At 72.0% G+C, this 13,391-nt stretch carries 11 protein-coding genes and 5 pseudogenes; 7 read left to right on the forward strand and 9 right to left on the reverse strand.

Annotation, left to right across the window (positions count from 1 at the left end; translation table 11 throughout):
- Positions 1-376: pseudogene (locus ACLEQD_RS22845) on the forward strand (methionine synthase); the annotation flags it as partial.
- The gene (locus ACLEQD_RS22850; protein ID WP_410386714.1) at positions 373-873 is read left to right on the forward strand and encodes a vitamin B12 dependent-methionine synthase activation domain-containing protein; all 501 of its coding nucleotides are present in this window, start codon (positions 373-375) and stop codon (positions 871-873) included. The pseudogene ACLEQD_RS22845 and the gene ACLEQD_RS22850, both read left to right, overlap by 4 nt.
- A gap of 85 nt (positions 874-958) precedes the next feature.
- Here the strand turns inward: ACLEQD_RS22850 and ACLEQD_RS22855 are convergent, their stop codons facing one another.
- The 3 genes from ACLEQD_RS22855 to ACLEQD_RS22865 are packed head-to-tail and all read right to left on the reverse strand — an operon-like array spanning position 959 to position 3,210.
- Complete coding sequence (locus ACLEQD_RS22855; RefSeq protein ID WP_410386716.1) at positions 959-1,351, reverse strand: hypothetical protein; 393 nt, start codon at positions 1,349-1,351, stop codon at positions 959-961.
- Between the two features lie 48 nt (positions 1,352-1,399).
- Positions 1,400-2,353 carry a RimK family alpha-L-glutamate ligase gene (locus ACLEQD_RS22860; protein WP_410386717.1) on the reverse strand — a complete coding sequence of 318 codons (954 nt, stop codon included), beginning with the start codon at positions 2,351-2,353 and terminating at the stop codon, positions 1,400-1,402.
- Entirely contained in the window at positions 2,350-3,210 is an 861-nt protein-coding gene (locus ACLEQD_RS22865) for a hypothetical protein (RefSeq protein WP_410386719.1), read from the reverse strand. The genes ACLEQD_RS22860 and ACLEQD_RS22865 overlap by 4 nt, the downstream gene beginning before the upstream one ends.
- An 89-nt stretch (positions 3,211-3,299) precedes the next feature.
- Here ACLEQD_RS22865 and ACLEQD_RS22870 point away from each other — a divergent pair.
- Positions 3,300-4,393, forward strand: a pseudogene (locus ACLEQD_RS22870) (hypothetical protein).
- A gap of 28 nt (positions 4,394-4,421) precedes the next feature.
- On the opposite strand, the gene ACLEQD_RS22875 reads toward ACLEQD_RS22870, so the two are convergent.
- Both ACLEQD_RS22875 and mutY read right to left on the reverse strand, forming a co-directional pair.
- Complete coding sequence (locus ACLEQD_RS22875) at positions 4,422-4,664, reverse strand: DUF2934 domain-containing protein (protein WP_410386721.1); 243 nt, start codon at positions 4,662-4,664, stop codon at positions 4,422-4,424.
- Positions 4,665-4,863: 199 nt separating this feature from the next.
- Positions 4,864-6,051: pseudogene (mutY, locus tag ACLEQD_RS22880) on the reverse strand (A/G-specific adenine glycosylase).
- 142 nt (positions 6,052-6,193) lie between these two features.
- Between mutY and ACLEQD_RS22885 the strand changes: the two are divergent.
- Positions 6,194-7,159, forward strand: a complete 966-nt coding sequence (locus ACLEQD_RS22885; RefSeq protein ID WP_410386723.1) for a PD-(D/E)XK nuclease family protein — start codon at positions 6,194-6,196, stop codon at positions 7,157-7,159.
- A gap of 15 nt (positions 7,160-7,174) precedes the next feature.
- Here the strand turns inward: ACLEQD_RS22885 and ACLEQD_RS22890 are convergent, their stop codons facing one another.
- Positions 7,175-8,071 carry a ThiF family adenylyltransferase gene (locus ACLEQD_RS22890; protein WP_410386725.1) on the reverse strand — a complete coding sequence of 299 codons (897 nt, stop codon included), beginning with the start codon at positions 8,069-8,071 and terminating at the stop codon, positions 7,175-7,177.
- Positions 8,072-8,100: 29 nt separating this feature from the next.
- Positions 8,101-8,898: a TatD family hydrolase gene (locus tag ACLEQD_RS22895; RefSeq protein WP_410386727.1), complete on the reverse strand. Its 798-nt coding sequence runs from the start codon at positions 8,896-8,898 to the stop codon at positions 8,101-8,103.
- Between the two features lie 123 nt (positions 8,899-9,021).
- On the opposite strand from ACLEQD_RS22895, the gene ACLEQD_RS22900 reads away from it, so the two are divergent.
- Positions 9,022-10,509, forward strand: a complete 1,488-nt coding sequence (locus tag ACLEQD_RS22900) for a hypothetical protein (RefSeq protein ID WP_410386729.1) — start codon at positions 9,022-9,024, stop codon at positions 10,507-10,509.
- A gap of 349 nt (positions 10,510-10,858) precedes the next feature.
- Here ACLEQD_RS22900 and ACLEQD_RS22905 read toward each other — a convergent pair whose 3' ends face one another.
- Positions 10,859-11,110, reverse strand: coding sequence for a hypothetical protein (locus tag ACLEQD_RS22905; RefSeq protein ID WP_171418662.1), 252 nt, complete (start codon positions 11,108-11,110; stop codon positions 10,859-10,861).
- A 369-nt stretch (positions 11,111-11,479) separates the two neighbouring features.
- Between ACLEQD_RS22905 and ACLEQD_RS22910 the strand changes: the two are divergent.
- Positions 11,480-12,441, forward strand: a pseudogene (locus ACLEQD_RS22910) (hypothetical protein).
- A gap of 10 nt (positions 12,442-12,451) precedes the next feature.
- Here ACLEQD_RS22910 and ACLEQD_RS22915 read toward each other — a convergent pair.
- On the reverse strand, positions 12,452-13,033 hold the full coding sequence (locus tag ACLEQD_RS22915; protein ID WP_410386731.1) for a Maf family protein: 582 nt from the start codon (positions 13,031-13,033) through the stop codon (positions 12,452-12,454).
- A 104-nt stretch (positions 13,034-13,137) separates the two neighbouring features.
- Here ACLEQD_RS22915 and ACLEQD_RS22920 point away from each other — a divergent pair.
- Positions 13,138-13,391: pseudogene (locus tag ACLEQD_RS22920) on the forward strand (hypothetical protein); the annotation flags it as partial.

Raw genomic sequence — 13,391 nt, forward strand, 5'->3', positions numbered from 1 at the left:
CGCCGCCCCGGTGCGCCGCTCGCGCAGCACGGAGGTGCCGGTGCTGGACGCGGTGCCGCCCGCGCCGGACTTCGCGCGGCACGTGCTCACCAACACGCCGCTGGATCACATCTGGAAGTTCATCAACCCGGTGATGCTCTACGGCCGCCACCTGGGCCTGCGCACGTCGTCGCGCGCGCTGGGCACCCCGGCGGAGGCGGAGCTGGCGAAGACGGAAGAAGGGCGCAAGGCGCTGGCGCTGAAGGAGGCAGTGGAGGAGCTGAAGACGCTCCTGCGCGGCGGCGTGATGCACGCGCGCTCGGTGTTCCAGTTCTTCAAGGCGGCCAGCGACGGCGACCGCGTGCTCCTCTTCGACGGCACCACGGCGAGCCGGTGACGTCCTTCGACTTCCCCCGGCAGGACAAGGACAACGGCCTGTGCCTGGCGGACTACGTGCGGCCGTTGCAGAACGGGAAGCCCGTGGACGCGCTGTCGCTGTTCGTCACCACGGCGGGCTCGGGCATCCGCGAGCTGGCGGACGGCTTCAAGGCGAAGGGCGAGTTCCTCAAGATGCACGCGGTGCAGGCCCTGGCGCTGGAGACGGCGGAGGGCTACGCGGAGTTGCTGCACACGCAGCTGCGCAGCATGTGGGGCTTCCCGGACCGGGCGGACATGACGATGCTGGAGCGCTTCCGCGCGGAGTACACCGGCAAGCGCTACTCGTTCGGCTACCCGGCGTGCCCCCGGCTGGAGGACCAGACGAAGCTGTTCGCCGCGCTCAAGCCGGAGGAGATCGGCGTGCAGCTCACCGACGGCTGCATGATGGAGCCCGAGGCGAGCGTGTCCGCCATCGTCTTCCACCACCCGAACGCCACGTACTTCTCCGTCACCTGACGGGGAAGGGGCGAACGCGGAGGCGGCGGGGTGAAGCGCCGGGAAGGGGCCTGGACGGGCCGTCTTCCCGGGTCCAGCGGGGACGTCAGGCGCGCAGGTCCGACAGCGCGCTGGCGAAGGCATTCGCGGAGGCGCCGAGCGCGGCGCTGGCCTCCTTGCCCTTCTTCTTCGCCTTGTCCTCGTTCATCTTCCGGTGGGCCTCGTCACGCGCGTCCTTCTCCCGGTGGGTGGCCGCGTCCTCGTCCTTCTTGGCCTTGTCCGTGAGCGCGTCCGCGGCCTTCTTGCCCAGGTCCGACGCCTTCTTCCCGGTGTCGATGACGCCCATCAGCGACCACTGCTCCGTCAGCGCGTCCTGCACCGCCCGCCGCAGCTCCTGGGCGTTGTGACCCACCGCGGGCGCCTCCACGTGCCCGGCCTCCGCCAGCTTCGGAAGGTCCTGCGCCGAGATGAGCCCCTGCTCGATGTCGTGCTTCGCCATGGTGATTCCCCCTCGTTGAGGCTGAAAATCCCGTGAGACAGGAAATTTTCAGCAAGAAGAGCCTAGCGAAGGGTGAAGATGCTCCGCAAGGGCCCGGGCGATGGGCAGGCCGGAGTGCTGTTCGAACCACATGAAGCCGGGGCAGGTATTGACCTCCAGGCACACCCAGTCGCCGGGGTGGGAGGAGCCTCCGGGCGGCTCGATGAGGTCGATGCCGGTCAGGTCGAGCCCCAGCGCGCGTGACAGCTGGCGGCAGGCCTCGGCGACGGGGGCGGGCAGCTCCGTGGCGCGCAGCCGCACCGTGTGGCCGGTCATGTCCGGGTGCCGGTAGTCCAGCGCCAGGGACTCCGCGCGGCAGGCCAGCACGTGGCGCGCGCCCACGACGTGGGCCCGGACGTTGGTGCCGCGGATGCGCTGCTGGAACTGGTGCGGGGGCAGGGGTCGGCCGGGGCCCATCGCGGCGCGCGCCTCCTCCCATGACACCTGCTTCACCAGGGAGCGCTCGTCGCTGACGGACTTGATGATGGGGTCTCCGTCCAGGCCTCGCGCGAAGCGCTCCCAGTGCTCCGGGGTCCCCCCGGCCAGCGTGTCCGGCACGCGCAGGCCGGCGGCGAGGATGGCGGCGTACTGACAGGGCTTGCTGCCGTTGGAGAGCATCGCGGTGGCGCGGTTGGCCACCGGGCCGGGGAACAGGTCCAGCAGGGCCGCCGCGTGGGCCCGCTCGGCGAGCGACTCGGGCGTCTGGGACGGTTCGATGCCCCCCGTGCCCAGCCGCGAGAAGATGCCGGACACCTGGTCCAGCGCCACGCTCCATGTCGGGAAGCGCACCGCGCCGGTGAGCCGTCCAGGCCCGGGCGGCCCCGGGGCCCAGTCGAGCTCCAGGTGGACCTGGGTGCCCAGGTGGCGCTCGTCCACGAAGAGGTACTCGCGCTTCGCGGCGGTCAGGTGCGCCAGGAAGAAGGCCGTCACCAGCTCGTCCACCGGTCCCATCACGAGGATCATCGCGCCACCTCCTGGCCCGACAGCAGCGCGCGGACGAAGTGCTCCACCTGGGCCCGGGCCTCGGGGCGCTCCCGCGCGAGCAGCGACTCCAGCTCCTCCGGGAGGGCGGACAGCTGCAGGGCGGTCCAGCCGGGCGCGCCGTCGGGGCCGGTGGAGGGCACCAGCAGGACCTCCAGGACGTCGGCGCCGCAGGCGGCGCGAAGCTGGAGCAGGTCCGCTTCCAGCTCCGGTGGCGGCGGCCGGGCGCCACCTTCGCCCGGGTCTTCCAGGGGCCACAGCGTCACCCGCCGACCCATCACCACGGCCAGGTGCAGCGCGCCGGGAGACGGCACCGTCCACCACACCTGGGCCCGGCTGAACTCGGCCTCGCGGGGCCAGGGCTTCCACCGCCTCCCGTCCTCGGGGCGGGGGCCCAGGTGGAAGTGGGGCGAGCGCAGGACGCACGGCTCCTGGCCCGAAGGCAGCCTCAGCGCGAGCAGCCGCCAGACCGCCATCGTCCACAGCGGCGCGAGCAGGCCCCGGCGATTGATGGAGCGTGCGGGACAGCAGGTGTGGAAGCCGTCCCGCAGGGCCTCGTGCTCGGTGTCCAGGTAGGGGCCTTGCGTCGGGGGCAGGGGCTTCTCGAAGAGGCACCAGAAGACGTCGTCCGGGCGCAGGGCCTCGTCACCGGGGCCGCCCGTGCCCAGCAGGCCCGCCCGGAACCGGCCGTCCTTCACCTCCACCCACGGCGTGGTGGAGCTCCCCCAGGCGTCGACGGAGACGTCGGTGAGCGGGGCGTCCGCGCGCCGGGCCTCGTGGTGGAGCACGTCGCGCAGGTGGGGGAACTGCTCGGCGCCAATGAGGACGAGCCTGGGCATGGGCCTGACAGCCTCGCAGGACGTCTCCGGGGGGAACAATCCCCCTGCAAGTCCGGCCGCCTTTCCGTGGACGGGTTAGATTGCCCCCCATGCCCTCGCCCACCATCCGTCGCGCCGTCCAGCTCCTGCCCGCGTGTGCCACGACGGGCATCGGCAGCCTGCCGCACACCCAGGTGGAGCTGGGTCTGCAGGCCGCGCTCGCCATGGACATCCCGTTCCTGCCGCAGCTGCCGGTGGGGCACCCGTCGGAGCTGATGATCCCCGCCGCGCTGGAGGGCCTGCCGGGCCTGCGCTTCGACGAGGACGGCGTCTGCACGGTGGACGTGGACGCGTGGAACGCCGGGCGCGCGGCCTTCGAGGCGCGGCTGGACGCGGCGCTCGCGTCCGGGGACCTGGAGGCCTTCGAGCCCACCGCGGACGCGTGCCGCGCGTGGAAGCCGTTCCTCTGGGAGGTGGAGCACCGCAAGCTCGCCTTCGCGAAGGCGCAGCTGTCCGGCCCCTTCACGTGCGCTCCGTGGTGCGCACCGCGACGGGGGAGCCGGTGCTGGCGGTGCCGGGCCTGGACGCGGCGCTGTACCGGCTGGTGATGGTGCGCGCGCTGGCCATGGTGCGCGCCCTCAAGCGCACGGGCACCACGCCCCTGTTCTACCTGGACGAGCCCGGCCTCTACGCCTACGTGCGGCTCAACCCCCAGCACCTGCTGGCGCAGCAGGAGCTGCGGCTCCTGGTGCTGGCGCTGCAGCGCGAGGGCGCGCTCGTGGGCGTCCACTGCTGCGGCAACACGGACTGGGGCGCGCTGCTGGACGCGCAGGCGGACCTGGTGTCGCTGGACGTGCGGCTGTCGCTGGACGCGATGCTGGAGGAGACGGACGCGTTGAAGCGCTTCCTGGACTCCGGCGCCACGCTGAGCCTGGGCGTCATCCCCACGGACCTGGCGTCCACGTATTCGGTGGAGGAGCTGGCGGACTCGGTGGAGGCGTCGTTGAAGGCGGCGCTGCCGGGGGACATCGGCTTCTCGCGCGCGCTGTCCACGGTGCTGCTGACGCCCGCGTGCGGCCTGGCGATGCGCTCGGTGGTGGACGCGGAGCGCATCCTGGAGGAGCTGAAGCAGGCGCAGCGCCGGCTGAAGCGGGCACTCGAGTCCGAGCGCCCGGCCCTCCAGGGACTGCCGCCCGCGCACTGAAGCGCGCGGGCGGCCGGCAAGCGACGGACTACTGGCGGCCGAGCCGCAGCTCGCGCTCGGCCTGGTGCCAGTCATGCTCCGGGTTGCCGTGCGTGCCGCCCCGGGCCTGGAAGATTTCGTAGGCGCGGCGGGCGATCTGCTCCTGCGTGGGCGCCGCGGTCTTGCTCGTGGGCGCGCTCGCCGTGGCCGCCGGCTTCTTGTCTTCGGGCCGCTCGGGAGCGGCCTTGGGCGCGGGGGTTGGTTGCGACTTCTGCGCGTTCTGACGGGCCATGGGGCTTCCTCCTGGAAAAGGCGGCCTGAAGCTTCGGACGCGCCCCTGCATCACGGAAGAGACCCAAGGCGTGCGGGGTTGCCGGAGCGACATCCCAGGTCGCGAAGTGTTGAGGGACCAACGGGCCATCCCGCTCGGAAAATCCATCAACGGAAGGGCCCCGGACTCAGGGTCCTCGCATTGCAAGCCGCCAGACGCTTCAGCGGCCGGCTGCCTTCCTGGGGGCACGGCCCGGAGCCTTCTTCGCGGGCACCGCCGCACCGCCCATCACGCCATGGCCCAGCGCCGCGTCCAGCGCGCGCTGCATCGCCGTGCTCATGCCCAGCGCCTCCGCCTCCTGCGGCGTGCACCAGCGCAAGCTCCTGGAACGCGGCGGACCTCGTGGGGCGCTTGTCGCCCGTCACTCGCAGCAGCCGCAGCGTGAGGTCGCGGTGGGTGAGCTGCCGGCGCACGCTGTCCAGCGTGCCCTCCAGCGTGAGCGTCGCGCCCAGCGTCGTGGACAGGCGCTCCGTCGCCTCCGCCTCCGGCGTGTCCTCCTCCACCTCCACGGCGGGCAGCTCCCACAGGCCGCCGAAGAGGCCCTTGTCCGCGCGCGCGCGAAGAGGAGCGTGCCCGCGTGCGGCCACACGGCCAGCGCCAGGAACAGCTTGCGGGGCGCGGCGCGCACCTTGGCGGGCGGCAGCTCGTCCACGCGGCCCTTCTTGAACGCGATGCACCCGTCGCGCACGGGGCACAGGAGGCACAGCGGGGACTCCGGCCGGCACACCGTGGCGCCGTGCTCCATCAGCGCCTGGTTGAAGTCCCCGGGCCGCTCGCCCTTCACCAGCGCGGAGGCCAGCGCCCAGAGCGTGGCCTCGCGGTCGCGGTCCCCGGGCAGCCCCTCCACCTCGAAGAGGCGCGACAGCACGCGCGCCACGTTGCCGTCCACGATGGGCGCCTCCTCCCCGAACGCGATGGAGGCCACGGCCCCGGCGGTGTAGCGCCCGAAGCCGGGCAGGGTGAGCAGCGCCTCCGCCGTGGACGGGAGCTTCCCGCCGAAGCGCTCCACCACCTCCCGCGCCGCGCGGTGCAGGTTGCGCGCGCGGGAGTAGTAGCCCAGCCCCTTCCACCCGGAGAGCACGTCGTCCAGGGGCGCGGAGGCCAGGGCCTTCACCGTGGGAAAGCGCGCGAGGAAACGCTCCCAGTACGGGATGACCGTGGACACCTGCGTCTGCTGGAGCATGACCTCGCTGAGCCAGATGGCGTACGGGTCGCGGGTGCGGCGCCAGGGCAGGTCGCGCTTGTTCCGGTCGTACCAGGAGAGCAGCGGGCCGTGCAGGCCCGCGTGGCGTTCAGGGGAGACGGGGGCGGGGAGGGCCCCGGAAACGGTGCGCTTGCGTGGGCTCATGTGATTCTTCGCGGGGGAGGCGCGGCACCATACCCGTACGGTCGGGTGCACCCGGCGTTTTTACCGACGGCAGGGGGCGGTTGTCCGGCCGTCCGTCCCCCTTCTGGCGGGACGGGCGATCGTCTATAGGATGCCCGCGTCCATGGCCCGCCCACCCATCACCAACGACTTCTCCTGGTCCAAGAGCCGCCACGAGAAGTTCTCCGAATGCCTCCGGGCCTACTACCTCTACTACTACCGCTCCTGGGGCGGCTGGGAGGCGGAGGCGGCCCGGGACGTGCGCGAGCTCTACGTCCTCAAGAAGCTGCACAACCGCTACACCTGGGCGGGCAGCATCGTGCACGAGGCCCTCAAGGACGTGCTGCTGGACTGGCGCGCCGGCCGTGAGGTGGACCCCGCGAAGGTGGAGGCGCGCACGCACCGGCTGATGCAGGACGACTTCCGGCACTCGCGCTCCAAGGCGTACTGGACGACGAAGTACCGCAAGCCCTTCACTGGCCTCGCGGAGCACGAGTACGCGGAGGAAATCCCCAACGAGGCCTGGAAGCAGAACTTCGAAACGGTGCGCTCCGCGCTCGCGTGGTTCTTCCAGTCGCGCTGGCCCACCATCGCGAAGGGGCTCAAGCCCGCGCAGTGGCTGGAGGTGGACGCGGGCTTCGACTTCGCCCACTTCGTCCTGGACGGGGTGAAGACCTTCGCCATCCCGGACTTCGCCTACGTGGACGCGGAGGGCTCCGTCGTGGTGGTGGACTGGAAGACGGGCCGCTCGCGCGAGGGCTACGACGAGCAGGTGCTGGGCTACGCGCTCTACATCGCGCAGCGCTACCGCTACCCGCTGGAGAAGGTGCGCGCGTCGCTCGTCTACCTCAACGAGGGGCTGGAGCACGACGTGACGGTGGACCCGTCCGCCATGGACTCCTTCCGCCAGCACTTCGCCCGGAGCGTGGAGGGGATGCGCGCGTTGTTGAAGGACGCCGCCACCAACACGCCGAAGGAGGCGGAGGCCTTCCCGCAGACGGGCAACCTGGACGCCTGCGCCCGCTGCGTCTTCCGCCGCCCGTGCGGCCGGGAGCCCGCGGTGACGCAGGCCCGGCCCCGGGTGGCTTGAACGCCGCTTGAAGCGCTACCGCGCGGACGCCAGCCGGCGCACCACCACGCCCGCGGCGTTCATGCCGAACGCGGAGGTGACGAAGGCCACGCTGCCGTCAATCTGCGTGCGGTGGTCGCAGGTGTGGAACTCGTTGTCCTGCGGGCAGACGCACAGGAAGCCGTCGGTCGCGTCGTCGTAGTTGAGCGGCACCGGCTGGCGGCGCGTCTCGATGGAGTACACGGCGGTGATGCCCGTGTGGCGCTCCGTCTCCACGCCGTACTTGCGCTTGAGCAGCTTGCGGATGTCCTTGGCGAACGGATCCATGTGCGTCTCGCTCAGGTCCTCCACGCGGATGGCCGTGGGGTCCAGGCGTCCCGCCGCGCCCATGGAGCTGACCACCGGCACGCCCAGCGTCACGCACCGGTGCAGCAGGTGCAGCTTCGCCTTCACGTTGTCGATGGCGTCCACCACGAAGTCGTACTTGCCCGCGGGCAGCAGCGTCTCCGCCAGCTCCTCGCGGTAGAACTCGCGCAGCGCCTCCACCTTCGCCTGCGGGTTGATGTCCTGGCAGCGCTGCGCCATCAGCTCTGCCTTGGACTTGCCCACCGCCTTCACCGTCGCGTGCAGCTGGCGGTTGGTGTTGGTGACGCACACGTCGTCGTGGTCCACCAGCGTCAGCCGGCCCACGCCGCTGCGCACCAGGCCCTCCGCGGTGAAGCTGCCCACGCCGCCCAGGCCGAACACCACCACGTGCGCGTTGGCCAGCCGCTCCATGGCGTTGTCGCCCAAGAGGCGCGCCGTGCGGTCGAAGCGGCGCGACAGCTTGAAGGGCTTCGCGAGCGACGGCGTCTCGACGGCGTTCGGAGCGGCCGGGGAGGCGGGGGGCGCCTCGGGCTCAACGGCGGGTGTGGGGGCGGGCTGCGGGTTCATGAAGGGCTCCTCTATCACGCGACGCTCGCCTACCGCGAAGGGGAGGGGAAAGCTTCCCGGAACAGGCGGCGGGCATTCTCGGTCGTCCGCTGGGCGAGCACCTCCACCGGCTCCCCCAGCACCTGCGCCATGCCCGCGAGGATGTGGGGCAGGTAGCCCGGCTCGGAGCGCTGCCCCCGGAAGGGCGTGGGCGCCTGGTCCGGCGAGTCCGTCTCCGCCACCAGCCGGTCCGCCGGAATCACGCGCAGGGCGTCCAGCGGCTTGCGCGCCTCCGCCCACGTCACCGGGCCCGCGAAGGAGAAGAAACACCCCTTCTGGATGTAGAAGCGCGCCAGCTCCGCGCCGCCGCTGTAGCTGTGCATGAGGATGCCCGCCTCCGGCCAGGCTTCCGTCTTCAGAAGCTCCATCAGCGCCGGGTGCAGCCGGTGGCAGTGCATCAGCACCGGCAGCCCGTGCTTGCTCGCCAGGGCCAGGTGCCCGCGCAGCACCGCCAGCTGCCGCTCCAGCGGGGCGCCCGGAAGCGTCGGGCCATCCAGGCCGCACTCGCCCACCGCCACCGCGCCGCCTTGGGCCAAGAGCGCGTCCAGCCGCTCCAGGTGCGCGCCGTCGTCCTCCGGCCGCAGGTCCGGCAGGAACTGCGGATGGATGCCCAGCCCCACCTGGATGCGCGCGTCCCTGCGGGGCAGCTCCAGCAGCGGCTCCCACGTCTCCGGTCCCACGGCGGGGATGAGGATGCCGTGCAGGCCCGCGGCCCAGGCGCGCGTGACGACGCTGTCGCGGTCCGGGTCGAAGCGCGAGGCGTCCAGATGGCAGTGCGTGTCGATCATTGAGCACCCTTCTTCCCAGAGCCGTTCAATCACGGACAAGCCCGGATGACAGGCCCTTCAGGGCGTCCCGTCACCCGTGAACGCGAAGCTATGACGCGCCCCCTGACTTTGGAGGCCATGAGAATGACCAAGCGAGTGGTGTGGGGTGCGTTGTTCGGGGCGCTGACGGTGCTGGCCACGGGCTGTGGCGACGAGTGCGTCGACCAGTTCGACTGCCGTGACAAGGGCACGCCCCCGGAGGGCCAGGCGTACATCTGCAACGCGGACAACACGTGCGAACTGCACACCCTCACGCCCCCGCCGGAAGAGGACGCGGGCACGGAGATGGACGCCGGCTCGGAGATGGACGCCGGCTCGGAGATGGATGCGGGCCCGGAGATGGACGCCGGCTCGGAGATGGACGCCGGCTCGGAGATGGACGCGGGCACGGAGATGGACGCGGGCTCTGACGCGGGCATGAACGTGGCCAAGGGCGGCGCGTGCACCGCGTCCGCGGACTGCATGGCGGGCCTGCGCTGCGAGGCCGCCACCTGCCAGTCGCTCCTCATCGCCTTGACGGGCAACGACGGCGGCCCCCACGCGCTGGTGACGGACTACGACGTGCCGGGCATGACGTCGCTCAGCGCGGACGGCGGCACCAGCGCCTACCCGCGCTTCGGCCCGGGCGGCACCCAGGTGGCCTTCGTGCAGGGGGACGTCACCGCCGCCACGGCGGAGCTCGCGGTGCGCCCCGTGCCGCTCACGGCCGCCGAGCCCACCGTGCTGACGACGGGCGGCAGCGCTCGCATCCGCTACATGGAGTGGGAGCCGGGCAACCTCATCGCCTGGGTGCGCGGCAGCACGGGCATCTCCACCATCGCGGCGACGGGCGGCACGGCCACGTCGGTCACCAACAGCGGCACCTTCCCGGACTGGGCGCCCAACGGCACGGACTTCGCCTACAGCGCCGCGGGCACGGGCATCCTCGTGTCCACGGGCGGCGGCGCGCCGGCCGTGCTCGCGGGCTCGCCCACGTCGGGTGAGCAGCCGCACTACAACCGCGTCACCTCGCAGCTGCTGTTCCTGGCCAACCCGGACAACATGACCGTGACCTTCGGCACGGACGTCACCCCGGTGCTCCGGCTGTACTCGCTGCCGGTGACGGGCGGCGGCACGCCCACGCTGCTCGCGGACCGCACCTCGGATGCCGTCGCGGGCGGCAGCGTGGACTCGTACATCGCGAACCCGAACTGGGCGCCGGACGGCAGCTGGGTGGCGTACGTGCGCGCCTACTACCTGAACATCGCGGGCGCGGCCACGCTGTGCGGCAACGTCGGCGCGGAGCTGTGCGGTGACAAGCCGGGCAACGCCATCTTCCTCCAGCGCGTGAACACCACCACGGGCGAGGCGGAAGGCGCCCCGGTGCTGCTCTCCGACAACGCCACGCTGCCGTCGTTCTCCCCGGATGGCCGCATCGTGGCCTACGTCTACGGCGGAGCGCTCCGGGTGCAGCCCATCGACCCGGCCACGGGCGCCGCGGTCGGCGCGTTCATCGAGCACCCCAAGGACACGTACACGGTGCTGACGAACGAGGGTGACGACTACCGCCCGCGCTGGCAGCCCCGCCAGTAACAGGCGTCCCAAGCCCCGCGCTCCGGGGCTTCCCGGCCCGTGTTCCCCGTTTCACCGGGGAGCACGGGCCGTCGTGTTTCAGGTGCGAAGCGCGCGGCCCACCCGGCGCGAAGTGACGAACGCGGGCAGTGCCGGGTCTGGATGAACCCGCACGCGGATCCGTTTTCCGGTCCAACGGATCCAGGTTCCAGGACGAAATGGAGGGGAAGGAAGGCTCCACCCGCGCTCGCGCGAAGCGCGGCACCTGGTGGGGGAAGGCTGACAGCCGTGTCGCGACGGCTTCCGCGCCCGCGCGCATCCGTTGCCGGAAGCACGGCCTGGGCTTCACGGGCCGGGACGCGGGCTGCGCTCAGCCCACGACGACGATGCGACGGCCCAGCGCGCGGGTCATCGCCGGGGAGGTGACGAGCTCCAGCACGCCGCTCATCTCGCCGCCCGCCGTGTCGAACGCCGCCGCGATGACCTCTCCCACGGTGAGCTGGGCCTTCTGGGCCGCCACCCGCGCGCGCTTCGCCGTGCGCCGCAGCGCGGGCATCACCCGCCGACCCTGCCGCCGCACCACCGTGCCACCCTTCGCCTTGCCTGCGGTCCGCTTCGCCATGGTTCCTCCCGCCGCTTCGTGCCGCGCGGGTGAGTACCTCGTCGGTCTGACACCATGCAGGCGAGGTGCCAGGGCTCAGCCTCCCTGTCAGGTCCCTGATTCCGGGGGTTTTCCTTGCGGATAGCGGGTTTCCGCAGGGCCGGAGGGCCTTCCTTTTTTCAGCCCTTCAGGGTCGTTCCTCGTTCTGTCGAGTTTTTCGTTCACCCCGTGCGGTGATTTCCACGCATCGTTCAATGGCGCGCATCTCGTTCAATGCCATGGAACGACGGGAGCTGGGTCGGGTGTCACCCCCTGGCCACAGTCCCCGCGGCCAGGGAGCCACGGTGGGGTTGGGGCGCGGCGGGGATTCAGGGTAGAGGGCGGACGCCCATGCGAGTCCAGGTCCTCTTCCACGACAACTGTTTCGACGGCGCGGCCAGCGCCGCGGTCTTCACCCGCTTCTACCGGGAGCGCGTGCGCGCGGACGCGACGTTCAGCTACCGGGGGCTGGCCCACAAGCCGGGCGCGGAGGGAATCGACCCGGCGGTGTTCACCGGGGACGAGAACGTCATCGTCGACTTCCGCTACAGCCAGGACGCGCGGCTCACCTGGTGGTTCGACCACCACGCCTCCGCCTTCCAGCAGCCCGGCGACGAGCCCCACTTCCAGCGCGACACCAGCGGCCGCAAATTCCACGACCCCCGGCGCAAGAGCTGCACGCTGTACCTGGCGGACGTGGCGCGCGAGCGCTTCGGCTGGGACGCGTCCCCGCTGAAGGACCTGCTGCACTGGGCGGAAATCATCGACGGCGCGCAGTTCCCCAGCCCCCAGATGGCGGTGGCGCTGGAGGAGCCCGCGCTGCGCATCATGACGGTGCTGGAGTCCACCCGGGACGACGCGCTCATCCCGGAGGTCATCCGGCGCATGCAGACGGACTCGCTGGCGGACATCGCCGCGTCGCCGCTCATCGCCACCCCGCTGGAGCCGCTGCTCTCCCGGCACCAGCGCAACATCGACCTCGTGCGTGAGAAGGCCCGGTACGAGCACGGCGTCGTCCACTTCGACCTGGTGGACGAGGGCGTGGACAGCCTCAACAAGTTCATCGCGTACGCGCTCTACCCGGACGCGCGCTACACGCTGTGGGTGGGCAGGGCGCGTCGCGCGCCAAGGTGTCGCTGGGCTCCAACCCGTGGAAGCCCCAGACGCGCCAGCACGACCTGGCCGCCATCGCCGGCCGCTACGGCGGGGGCGGCCACCCGGTGGTGGCCGCGGTGAGCTTCAAGGCGGACCAAGCCGACAAGGCTCGCGCCGCGTACCAGGAGATCCTCACGGAGCTGTCCAGCGCGGGGTGAGCCTCCGCGCTCACGGGCGGGCGAAGAGGTCGAAGCCCGCCTGCCGCAGCAGCCGCACCACGGACAGCATGGGCAATCCCTGCACGTTGGTGCGGTCGCCCTCCAGCTTCTGGAGCAGCGCCTGCCCCCGGCCCTCCACGCGGTAGCTGCCCGCGCAGCCCTCCCACTCGCCGGTGTCCAGGTAGCGCTCCAGTTCGTCCGGCGGGACGGGGAAGAACGTGAGGCGCGTGTCCTCCACCGTCTCCGAGTGGTGGCCGCCAGGGCCCAGCAGGCACACGGCGGTGTGGATGACGTGGGTGTTCCCCAGCAGGCGCTGGAGCTGCGTCCGCGCCGCGTCCCGGTCCCGGGGCTTGCCCAGCACGTCCTGGCCCACCTCCACCAGCTGATCCGCGCCCAGCACCCAGGCCTCCGGGTGGCGCTCCTGGACCGCGCGGGCCTTGCGCACGGCGAGCATCCGCACGGCCTCGTCCGCGGGCAGGTCCGCGGGGACGTGTTCGTCCACGCCGGGGGCTTCGGTGCGGTAGGGCAGGCCCAGCCCGTCCATCAGGGCCCGTCGCGCGCTGGAGGTGGATGCCAGGATGAGTTCTCTCATGGAGGCCGGAGGGTAATGCAGCCGGGGAGGGCAGGGGACCCCTCAGGCGGGCAGGCACGTCCCCGCTTCCTGTGCATGGGGCGGATGCCATAGCCTCCCGGCCCATGTCGCGGCGCGGTCTGCTCGCTGTCTGTCTCCTCCTGCTCGCCTCCTGCAAACGCAACCCTCCGGCGGTCGCCGACGCGGGCACGGATGCGGGCACGGCGGCCTCCGTCGTGGGGGCTGACGCGGGGACGCTCGCCCAGGGCTCGGAAGACGCGGGCCCCAGCGCGTCCGTGAAGCGCCCGGACGACGCGGTGGCGGAGGTGCACCCGCTGGCGGTGTGCGACGCGAAGGAGGGCGCCCCCCTGGACGCGGC

Source organism: Corallococcus sp. 4LFB (genome assembly GCF_046520365.1).
In the GTDB taxonomy this organism is placed as follows: Bacteria; Myxococcota; Myxococcia; order Myxococcales; family Myxococcaceae; genus Corallococcus; species Corallococcus caeni.

Coding starts and splice junctions, on each gene's coding strand:
- ACLEQD_RS22885 (WP_410386723.1), top strand. CDS start 6,194: ATGGCCCGCCCACCCATCACCAACGACTTCTCCTGGTCCAAGAGCCGC.
- ACLEQD_RS22895 (WP_410386727.1), bottom strand. CDS start 8,898: ATGATCGACACGCACTGCCATCTGGACGCCTCGCGCTTCGACCCGGAC.
- ACLEQD_RS22905 (WP_171418662.1), bottom strand. CDS start 11,110: ATGGCGAAGCGGACCGCAGGCAAGGCGAAGGGTGGCACGGTGGTGCGG.
- ACLEQD_RS22855 (WP_410386716.1), bottom strand. CDS start 1,351: ATGGCGAAGCACGACATCGAGCAGGGGCTCATCTCGGCGCAGGACCTT.
- ACLEQD_RS22865 (WP_410386719.1), bottom strand. CDS start 3,210: ATGCCCAGGCTCGTCCTCATTGGCGCCGAGCAGTTCCCCCACCTGCGC.
- ACLEQD_RS22900 (WP_410386729.1), top strand. CDS start 9,022: ATGACCAAGCGAGTGGTGTGGGGTGCGTTGTTCGGGGCGCTGACGGTG.
- ACLEQD_RS22915 (WP_410386731.1), bottom strand. CDS start 13,033: ATGAGAGAACTCATCCTGGCATCCACCTCCAGCGCGCGACGGGCCCTG.
- ACLEQD_RS22875 (WP_410386721.1), bottom strand. CDS start 4,664: ATGGCCCGTCAGAACGCGCAGAAGTCGCAACCAACCCCCGCGCCCAAG.
- ACLEQD_RS22890 (WP_410386725.1), bottom strand. CDS start 8,071: ATGAACCCGCAGCCCGCCCCCACACCCGCCGTTGAGCCCGAGGCGCCC.
- ACLEQD_RS22860 (WP_410386717.1), bottom strand. CDS start 2,353: ATGATCCTCGTGATGGGACCGGTGGACGAGCTGGTGACGGCCTTCTTC.